Source organism: Pseudomonas sp. RL (assembly GCF_000647775.1).
GTDB lineage: Bacteria > Pseudomonadota > Gammaproteobacteria > Pseudomonadales > Pseudomonadaceae > Serpens > Serpens flexibilis.
Genome location: NZ_JBOY01000115.1, coordinates 1 through 9,037 on the forward strand (window position 1 = coordinate 1; position 9,037 = coordinate 9,037).

13 protein-coding genes and 1 other RNA gene are annotated in these 9,037 nt (G+C 65.8%); 11 read left to right on the forward strand and 3 right to left on the reverse strand.

All coding sequences use genetic code 11. The features are described from left to right. The 5 genes from AS93_RS19550 to AS93_RS0115675 form a co-directional block, all read left to right on the forward strand. Positions 1-822 (forward strand): (Fe-S)-binding protein (locus AS93_RS19550; RefSeq protein ID WP_037009599.1); only part of this gene is annotated, 822 nt, incomplete at its 5' end. A 103-nt stretch (positions 823-925) separates the two neighbouring features. Continuing rightward, entirely contained in the window at positions 926-1,186 is a 261-nt protein-coding gene (locus AS93_RS0115665) for a hypothetical protein (protein ID WP_027591490.1), read from the forward strand. 58 nt (positions 1,187-1,244) lie between these two features. Beyond that, positions 1,245-1,544, forward strand: coding sequence for a hypothetical protein (locus AS93_RS0115670; protein WP_027591491.1), 300 nt, complete (start codon positions 1,245-1,247; stop codon positions 1,542-1,544). A 139-nt stretch (positions 1,545-1,683) separates the two neighbouring features. Beyond that, positions 1,684-2,039, forward strand: a transfer-messenger RNA (tmRNA) gene (gene ssrA, locus AS93_RS20385). A gap of 204 nt (positions 2,040-2,243) precedes the next feature. Continuing rightward, on the forward strand, positions 2,244-2,672 hold the full coding sequence (locus AS93_RS0115675) for a hypothetical protein (RefSeq protein ID WP_027591492.1): 429 nt from the start codon (positions 2,244-2,246) through the stop codon (positions 2,670-2,672). A gap of 3 nt (positions 2,673-2,675) precedes the next feature. On the opposite strand, the gene AS93_RS0115680 is transcribed toward AS93_RS0115675, so the two are convergent. Then, positions 2,676-3,593 carry a LysR family transcriptional regulator gene (locus tag AS93_RS0115680; protein WP_027591493.1) on the reverse strand — a complete coding sequence of 306 codons (918 nt, stop codon included), beginning with the start codon at positions 3,591-3,593 and terminating at the stop codon, positions 2,676-2,678. A 102-nt stretch (positions 3,594-3,695) separates the two neighbouring features. Here AS93_RS0115680 and AS93_RS0115685 point away from each other — a divergent pair, with 102 nt between their 5' ends. From AS93_RS0115685 to AS93_RS21155, 3 genes are read left to right on the forward strand one after another with little or no spacing between them, the layout of a single operon-like run. Beyond that, positions 3,696-4,511: a class III extradiol ring-cleavage dioxygenase gene (locus tag AS93_RS0115685; RefSeq protein ID WP_027591494.1), complete on the forward strand. Its 816-nt coding sequence runs from the start codon at positions 3,696-3,698 to the stop codon at positions 4,509-4,511. A gap of 12 nt (positions 4,512-4,523) precedes the next feature. Continuing rightward, positions 4,524-4,832, forward strand: coding sequence for a DUF2218 domain-containing protein (locus AS93_RS21150; protein WP_081798328.1), 309 nt, complete (start codon positions 4,524-4,526; stop codon positions 4,830-4,832). Further along, a complete protein-coding gene (locus AS93_RS21155) occupies positions 4,829-5,353 on the forward strand; it encodes a cytochrome b/b6 domain-containing protein (RefSeq protein WP_027591495.1) in 525 nt (174 codons plus the stop codon). Before AS93_RS21150 ends, AS93_RS21155 begins: the two co-directional genes overlap by 4 nt. Before the next feature lie 34 nt (positions 5,354-5,387). Here the strand turns inward: AS93_RS21155 and AS93_RS0115700 are convergent, their stop codons facing one another. Then, on the reverse strand, positions 5,388-5,870 hold the full coding sequence (locus AS93_RS0115700) for a glutathione peroxidase (RefSeq protein WP_027591496.1): 483 nt from the start codon (positions 5,868-5,870) through the stop codon (positions 5,388-5,390). Positions 5,871-5,952: 82 nt separating this feature from the next. Beyond that, a complete protein-coding gene (locus AS93_RS0115705) occupies positions 5,953-6,438 on the reverse strand; it encodes a peptidylprolyl isomerase (RefSeq protein ID WP_027591497.1) in 486 nt (161 codons plus the stop codon). Between AS93_RS0115705 and AS93_RS20390 the strand changes: the two genes are divergently transcribed. From AS93_RS20390 to AS93_RS0115720, 3 genes are all read left to right on the forward strand, one after another. Next, positions 6,331-6,768 (forward strand): DUF3565 domain-containing protein, encoded by a 438-nt coding sequence (locus tag AS93_RS20390; protein ID WP_256214795.1) that lies wholly within the window; start codon positions 6,331-6,333, stop codon positions 6,766-6,768. The genes AS93_RS0115705 and AS93_RS20390 overlap by 108 nt on opposite strands. Continuing rightward, positions 6,731-7,918 (forward strand): acetate kinase, encoded by a 1,188-nt coding sequence (locus tag AS93_RS0115715; protein ID WP_027591498.1) that lies wholly within the window; start codon positions 6,731-6,733, stop codon positions 7,916-7,918. The genes AS93_RS20390 and AS93_RS0115715 overlap by 38 nt, the downstream gene beginning before the upstream one ends. Positions 7,919-8,032: 114 nt before the next feature. Further along, a complete protein-coding gene (locus AS93_RS0115720) occupies positions 8,033-8,935 on the forward strand; it encodes an acyltransferase (protein WP_027591499.1) in 903 nt (300 codons plus the stop codon). Positions 8,936-9,037: the final 102 nt, after the last annotated feature.

The window sequence follows — 9,037 nt, forward strand, 5'->3', positions numbered from 1 at the left end:
ACCAGCGCCGGCTTGCGCACGCTGTCCGGCAACCGCCTGCCCGCGTGGACGCCGGCCATGCCGCAGCCGGTCAAGCCGATCGCCATCACGCCCGCCCGCGACGACAGCCGGCCGCGCGTGGTGTACCTGGCGGCCTGCGTGTCGCGGGCCATGGGCCCGGCATTCGGCGACGCCGAGCAGACTCCGCTGATCGAGCGCACCCGCGCCCTGCTGGAGAAGGCCGGCTTCCAGGTGGTGTTCCCCGAGGCGCTGGACAGCCTGTGCTGCGGCCAGCCGTTCGCCTCCAAGGGCTATGCCGACCAGGGCGAGCGCAAGAAGCGGGAAACCCTGGATGCGCTGCTCAAGGCCAGTCGCGGCGGCCTCGACCCGATCTACTGCGACACCAGCCCCTGCACGCTGCGCCTGGTGCAGGACCTGGCCGACACCCGGCTGAACATTCACGACCCGGTTCGCTTCATCCGCGAGCAGCTGTTCGAGCGCCTGGAGTTCGTGCCGCAGCAGGAGCCGGTGGCCGTGCACGTGACCTGCAGCACCCAGCACCTGGGCGAGGCGCAGGGGCTGATCGACATCGTGCGGCGCTGCACCGAGCAGGTGGTCATCCCGGAAGGCATCCATTGCTGCGGCTTCGCCGGCGACAAGGGCTTCAACCAGCCGGAGCTCAACGCCCACGCGCTGCGTACGCTGAAGGACGCGGTGCAGCAGTGCCAGGAAGGGATCTCCACCAGCCGCACCTGCGAGATCGGCCTGTCCAGCCATTCGGGCATCGACTACCACGGTCTGGTCTATCTGGTCGACCGGGTCACTCGGTCCAAAGCCTGCTGAAGCGCGTACGGCCAGGGCGGCGACCCTTGCGATTGTCCTCCCGGCGGAACCCCTGGCCGTCCGACGCGTCAACCCTTGCGGACCCCACACGCGAGGAACCTCCATGAAAAGTCCCGCTCTGTTCATCTCCGCCGCCCTGCTGTTCGCGCCCGCCGCCTTCGCCGCCGACAACCAATGCGAAGCCCGCCTCGACCAGTTGGACGAGGCCATGGACCAGCGCGAGCTGACCGATGCCGAGGAAGACCAGATCGACAAGCTGCGTGACGAGGCCGAGGAGTACAAGGATGCCGACCGCATGTCGGAATGCCTCAGCACAGTCGACCAGGCCATGCAGATGCTCAACAGCGCCCCCATGAAGGAATGAACCCGGATCGGCCTGGCGCAGGGAGTCGCCGTCGTGGCCGATCCGTCCGGAGATATCCATGAAACCGACCCTTTTGCTACTGGCTACGTGTCTGGTCGCGGCGCCCGCCTTCGCGGACGCGGACCGCTGCAACGAGAACCTGCAGAAACTCGAGACAGAGACCGGCAACCCCACCGATCACACGTCGGCCAATGAAGCGAAAATGTTCATCGAACAGGCGCGCGAGGCCCAGGCGCGTGGCGATACCAACGCCTGCGTGACCGCCAGCGAACGCGCGCTGAAGACTCTCGACCAATCCTATCGACAAGGAAACGGCTCAGGGTCGGGTCCGGGAGTAGGCTCAGGCAACGCTAATTGAACGGCTGCCCCTTGAAAGCCGCCTGACCGTCTCCATCTAGGTGTCAGGACGGTTGAAGGCACCCAGCCTTAAGCCGACAAGAGGTTCGACGCAGCGATGCAATTGACGTACACTGCGCCGGACCTTTCTAGCGACACCTGGGGCCGATTAGGATTCGACGCCGGTAATGAAACTTGAGGGGCATGCCGAGTAGGTGACAGTTCTCGTAAATTCGCTGCCACAATTCATAGTTGCCAACGACGACAACTACGCTCTGGCCGCCTAAGGGCGCCAGCAGACCCTAGGGGATGCCTGTAAACCCGAAGATTAGGTCTGTCAGATAGAACAGGATCGCCGCCAAGCTCGCTGCAGGTGTAACGGCTAAAACTTATGCAGCTCGCTCCAAGCACCCTGCCACTCGGGCGGCGCGGAGTTAACTCAATAGAGATGGCTAAGCATGTAGAACCGATAGCGGAGTCCTGGCGGACGGGGGTTCAAATCCCCCCGGCTCCACCAAATCAAGCAAGCTAAGCCCCTGATTCCTAGCGGATTTCAGGGGCTTTTCTTTTGCACATCCTAAAGTGTCGAAGAAACGTCGAGCCATCGACTGCAACACCGCCCCGCCAATCCCGGGAACTCCCCACTCGCACCGGCTTCGTAACCCTGCAGGATGCGTTCTCGTTCCAGGCGCCGGGAGGCCTAACAGCAGGGGGGGCGGTCATGCTTGCAAGTCATCATCTCAGCGCGACGGGTGACGAGGCGGATCGTGTCCGACGCGCCACATCGCCTGCGGTCAACGACGAGATCGATCGCCGGACCCAGCAGAACATTCGCCACTTCAGCGGCCTGGACCGCCAGGACATCCTGCGGCGCATCGACGCGCTGGAGCGTGAATGGGATATCGAGCGCGTCCTGGAGGTCAATGCCTCGACCCTCGCGCTGACCGGCCTGGTGCTGGGGCTCACCGTGAACCGCAGATGGTTCATGCTGCCCGGCGTGGTGCTGCCCTTCCTGCTGCAGCATGGCCTGCAGGGCTGGTGTCCGCCGCTGCCGATCCTGCGCCGCCTGGGCGTGCGCACCCGGGGCGAGATCGACCGGGAGAAATTCGCCCTGCTGGAAACTGTGCGGGGCAACCGCAATGCTCCGTGACGTTCAGCGCTGCGACGCAAACATCGGCGACTGCGCAAACGCCTCCACCAGGTAGTCGATCATTACCCGCACCTTGGCCGGCGGACGGCGATCCGGCGGATACAGCACATGGATGCCGCCCAGGGTGCAGGTGGGCTGGTCCAGCGTCACTTCCAGCAGCTCACCCCGCTCGAGGGCATCGGTGACGATGAACAGCGGCTGGTAGATCAGCCCCTGGCCGCAGATGGCCGCCGCCGTCAGCGCGTCGCCATTGTTGGCGGTCAGGTCGCCGGTGACCGGCACCCGCACGCCGCCATCGTGGCCGAACGCCCATTCCTTGCCGCCCGCCCAGGACGACAGGCTGTAGCCCAGGCAGTTGTGCTGCACGAGTTCGGCCACGCGCCGAGGGATGCCACGTTGCTCCAGATAAGCCGGAGCGGCACACACGCACATCGGACAATCACCCAGCTTGCGCGCTTGCATCTGGCTATCGGCCAGGTGGCCGATGCGGACGATGAGATCCCAGCCGCCTTCGAGCATGTCGACCTGGCTGTCGGTCAGTCCCAGCTCGATGCGCACGGCGGGATGGCGGCGACTGAATGCCGGCAGCAAGGGCGCGATGAAACGACTGCCGAACGACAGCGGCGCGTTGAGGCGCAACAGGCCGCGCGCCTCGATGCGCTGCGAGGCGGCCACGGCCTCGGCCTCATCGATCTCCGGCAGGATTCGCTGGCAGGCCTCCAGATAGTCGCTGCCCGCTTCGGTGAGGCTCAAGCGACGCGTGGTGCGGTGCAGCAGCTTGACGCCCAGGCGCGACTCGAGCGCATCGATGTGCTTGGTGGCCATGGCGGCGGACATGTCCAGCTGGCGCGCCGCCGCTGACAGACTGCCGGCGGCAACCGCCCGCACGAATACCCGCATTCCGGTGACCCGATCCAGCATGATTTCCAACCCTTGGTTAAAGGTGAACCCTCAGATCGGCCGATTATCACTTCTTCGACAGCAAGAGATACTGCCTACAGAACTATTTACCGGAGCACGCCCATGGCCACCGCCGCCCCCCTTCGCCAACCGACGCTGTTTATCCCCCATGGCGCTGGCCCCTGCTTCTTCATGGACTGGAACCCGCCGACCGCATGGAACCGCATGGCCGACTACCTGCGCAGCGTGGGCGACACGCTACCCGAGCGGCCGCGCGCCATCGTCATGGTCTCGGCGCACTGGCTGGAGCCGGCGTTCGGCGTGACAGGTACGCCCCGCCCCGAGCTGATCTACGACTATTACGGTTTTCCGCCGCACACCTACGAACTGCGTTACCCCGCGCCCGGCGAACCGGCGCTGGCCGAACGGGTGGCCACGCTGCTCAATCAGGGCGGCCAGCCCGCCCGGGTGGATCCGCAACGCGGCTTCGACCATGGCATGTTCATTCCGCTGAAGCTGATGTTCCCGGATGCGGACATCCCGGTCATCCAGCTGTCCCTGCGCCATGACCTGGACCCGCAGGCCCACCTGGACGCCGGCCGCGCGCTGGCGCCACTGCGCGACCAAGGCGTGCTGATCATCGGCAGCGGCATGAGCTTTCACAATATGCGCGCCTATGGCGACGCCCGTTTCGGGGCGCCGTCCGAACAGTTCGACCGCTGGCTGACGGAAACCGTGGAAGCCGAGCCCGCCGAGCGCTACCAGCGCCTGGTCGACTGGGCGCAGGCACCCGCCGCGCGGCTGTGCCATCCGCCGCGCGCCGAGGAGCATCTGATCCCCTTGCTGGTGGTGGCGGGTGCCGCGGACGAAGACCCTGGCCGGCGCGCCTTCACCGATCAGGTGCTTGACGTCACCCTTTCCGCATTCCACTTCGGCTGAGGGTCTTTAACAATGCCGGAATCCAACACCCAGATCGCCACGGACAATCCACAGCGCCTGATCACCCGCCTGAGCAATCACTGGGCGCACAAGTTCCCCGTCACGCGCGGGGAAGGACGCAGCGAAATATCGCTGAGCCTTGGCCTGTGCCAGCTCGAGGCGCACGGAACCACACTGCGGGTGCGACTGAAAGGCGAGGAAGACGCGCTACGGCAACTCGAGACGGTGGTGGCCAATCATTTGCAACGCATGGCGACCGAACCTTTGCCCGAGTTCATCTGGAACCCAAGTCACCCCGATTCGACAAGGAGCAACCCATGAACGACTCAGCCCACCGCTATGGCAGCGTGAGCCGCATCCTGCACTGGGGCATGGCCCTGCTGCTGACCCTGCAATTCCTCAAGCTGGGGGACCGCATCGACGAAGGCGATCACTGGATCGGCCAGACCCTGGTGCCCACTCATGTGAGCATTGGTGTCTTGCTGCTGGTACTGGTGCTGCTGCGCCTGACCTGGGCGGTGGCGCAGCGGGGTCGGCGACCGCAGCCGGCGGGGCCGCTGGGCGGGCTGGCACGCATCGGCCACGGCTTGCTGTATCTGTGCATGCTGGCGATGCCGCTGCTTGGCCTGGCCGTGATGCTCGGCAACGGTTACGGCCTGAAGGTGTTCGGCGTGCAACTGGTGGCCCGCGGCGGCGAGGAAATTCCCTGGCTGACCAGCCTGGGCAGCCTGCACTCGCCGCTGGCCTGGTTGTTCCTGTTGCTGGTCCTCGGCCACGTTGCCGCGGCGCTGTTTCACCATTTCGTGGTGAAGGACGACACCCTGCGGCGCATGGCGGGTTGAAGTCGGAGCGGGCATTGCGCCCGCTCCCTGCCCCTCAGCCCAGCGCATCTTCGATGGCCTGCACGAGCAGCGGATCATCCGGCGCGGTGCGCGGCGCGAAGCGGGCCAGCACGCGACCGTCCGGAGCCACCAGGAACTTCTCGAAGTTCCAGGTGATGTCGCCGGGAAACTCCGCGCCCTCGCCGGCCAGCAGGCGGTACAGCGGATGGCGGCCCGGCCCGTTGACTTCGAGCTTGCGGCTCATGGGAAAGCTCACCCCATAGTGCTTCTCGCAGAAGCGTGCGATCTGCGCCTCGCTGCAGGGCTCCTGGGCACCGAACTGGTTGCAGGGCACGCCCAGCACGCTGAAGCCGCGCGTGGCGTAGCTGCGCTGCAGCTTCTCCAGCCCGGCGTACTGCGGGGTCAGCCCGCACTCCGAAGCGACGTTCACGATCAACAGCACCTTGCCCTCGTAGGGTTTGAGGGGTAGCTCCTCGCCCGTGAGGCTCGTCAAGGTAAGGTCGTGCAGGGCACTCATGGAAAAACAACTCCTTTCTCGCACGCAAATAAAAAAGGCGCCCCGCTGGGCGCCTTCTTGAGCAGTCCAGCCCGGGCTGCAATCAGTGGTGGTGACCACCTTCGCCATGGATGTGGCCATGGGCGATTTCTTCGGGGCTGGCTTCACGCACCTGCACGACCTTGACGTCGAAGCTCAGGCGCTGACCGGCCAGCGGGTGGTTGCCGTCGACGGTCACGTCGTTGCCTTCGATGTCGCGGATGGTCACGACCTGCATGCCGCCATCCGGCGCGGAGGCGTGGAACTGCATGCCGACTTCCAGTTCGTCGACGCCTTCGAACATGGCGCGGTCCAGCACGGCGACCAGTTCGGCGCTGTATTCGCCGTAGGCGTCTTCCGGTTCGATGGTGACGGTCAGCTGATCGCCAGCCTGCTTGCCTTCCAGTGCCTTCTCCAGGCCGACAATGATGTTGCCGCAGCCGTGCAGGTAGACCAGCGGCGCGCCGCCAGCGGAGCTGTCGATCACCTCGCCGGCATCGTTGGTGAGGGTATAGTCGATGGAGACAGCCTTGTTGGCGGCGATCTGCATGGGGAAGACCTTTTGGTAGAGAGTTTGGAACGCGGAAGTTTACCCGCGCGGGCGGTCGAAAGCGAACCATGTGCGGACAGGCGGGTCGCGCCAGCGCTGCTCGGTTTCCGTCAGGACGATGAAGGCCATTGGGTTGCGCTACTGTCTTGTGGACATACCCAGCACCTGCGTCATTCGCCGCCCTGGCAGTCGCGCGCCTGGGTGCTGGATGCCGACAGCCGCGCCCGTCGCATCGGCCAGCCATTCGATTGCGGCTGGTGCCGGCAGGCCGGCCCTGCCGAGAGGGTGCCCGATGCGCGCGCGCAACGTTCTGGTGATCAACTGCGGTAGTTCGTCGCTGAAGTTCTCGCTGCAATGCGAGGCCCATTCCCGGGCTTTGCTCAGCGGGCTAGGCGAGCGGCTGGGCAGCGCCGAGGCCAGCCTGCGCTGGTGGCGCGGCGAAGCCATCCGCCAGCAGCGGGCACTGCCCGGCGCGGACCACGGCGCGCTGCTGCGGCAACTGCTGCCCATGGTCAACGAGGCGTGCGGCGGACGCCTGCACGGCGTCGGCCACCGGGTGGTGCACGGCGGCGAGCAGTTCACCCAGTCCTGCCGCATCGACGCCGAGGTGATCACGGCGATTCGCGCCACGGTGCCGCTGGCGCCGCTGCACAATCCGGCCAACCTGCTGGGCATCGAAACGGCCCTGCAGGTCTATCCCGACCTGCCGCACATCGCCGTATTCGACACCGCCTTCCACCAGAGCCTGCCGGAGCACGCCTTCCGCTATGCCCTGCCCGACCACCTGTACCGGGAACAGGGCGTGCGCCGCTATGGCTTCCATGGCACCAGTCACCGCTATGTCAGCCGCCGCGCGGCGCAACTGTGCAACCTGGCGGTCGGCGACAGTTGCTGGCTGGTCGCGCACCTGGGCAACGGCAGCTCCACCTGCGCCGTCGTCGATGGCCAGAGCCGCGACACCAGCATGGGCCTGACGCCCCTGGAAGGCGTGGTGATGGGCACCCGCAGCGGCGACGTGGACCCGAACCTGCATGGCCACCTGGCCCGCACCCTGGGCTGGAGCCTGGAGGATGTGGAGCGCCTGCTCAATCATCAGAGCGGCCTGCTTGGCCTCTCGGGGCTGTCCAACGACATGCGCACCCTGGAACAGGCACGCGGCGAGGGGCATCGCGCCGCCACCCTGGCCATCGAGGTGTTCTGCTACCGGCTCGCCAAGTCGCTGGCAGCGATGAGCTGCGCCCTGCCACGCCTGGACGGGCTGGTGTTCACTGGCGGCATCGGCGAGAACTCGGTGCTGGTGCGCGCGCGCACCGTGGCCTGGTTGCCGCTGTTCGGCCTGGCCATCGACCCGCAGGCCAACGCCCTATGCGTCGGCGGCGTAACCGGCGCCATCCATCGCCCGGGGACACCGCGCATCCTGGTGGTACCCACCAACGAGGAGAAGCAGATCGCGCTGGATACCCTGGCCCTTCTCGATTGACGCACGAACGGCTCTGAACGGCGGTTATCGTGACCATTCGGTCACTCTCGACGCTTGCAGTTGAGTGCACAATCGTTAACCTTGCGGCCAATTTTCCCTGACGAGAATCGGCCAATGCTGAGTTTTCTCCCTGCCACCCTGCGCGGCATCATCGCCAGCCTGATCCTGGCGCTGAACACGCTGTTCTGGTGCTGGCCGCTGTTCGCACTGTCCCTGCTCAAACTGCTGCTGCCGATTCCGGCCGTGCAGCGCGCGCTGCGTTCCGGCATGCACTGGATCGCGGAAACCTGGATGGCCATCAACAGCTTCTGGATGGACCTGGTGGGGCGTACCCGCTGGGACGTTCAGGGCCGCGACCTGGTGGACATGCGCCACTCCTATCTGGTGAGCAGCAACCACCAGAGCTGGGCGGACATCCTGGTGCTGCAGTACCAGTTCAACCGCCGCATGCCGATCCTCAAGTTCTTCCTCAAGCAGGAACTGATCTGGGTGCCGGTGATCGGCCTGTGCTGGTGGGCGCTCGAGTTCCCGTTCATGAAGCGCTACAGCAAGGAATACCTGCGCAAGTATCCGCAGAAGCAGGGCCAGGACCTGGCTACCACCCGCAAGGCCTGCGAGCGCTACAAGACCAACCCGGTGTCGGTGTTCAACTTCCTGGAAGGCACCCGCTTCACCCCGGCCAAGCACGACCAGCAGCAGTCGCCGTTCCGCCACCTGCTCAAGCCCAAGGCCGGCGGCATCGCCTTCGTGCTGGATGCCATGGGCGAGCAGCTGGAGTCGATGGTCGACGTGACCATCCACTACCCGGCCGGCCGGCCCACCTTCTGGGACCTGCTGAGCGGCCGCGTGCCGCAGGTGGTCATGCGCGTGCGCAAGCGCGAGATCCCCACCCAGTTCCTCGGCCGCAGCTACGACAGCGACGCCGAGTACCGCCAGGCCTTCCAGCAGTGGGTCAACCAGCTGTGGCAGGAGAAGGACGCGGAGCTGGAACAGCTCAAGCAGCAGTTTCCGGGCTGAGATCCCGCTCCGGACGGCCGGCTACCCACCGTACGGCGGCCAGAAAAACGCTGACCGCCCTTGTATCTCGACTACCGACCTTTTTGAGGCGATAGTCCCCGA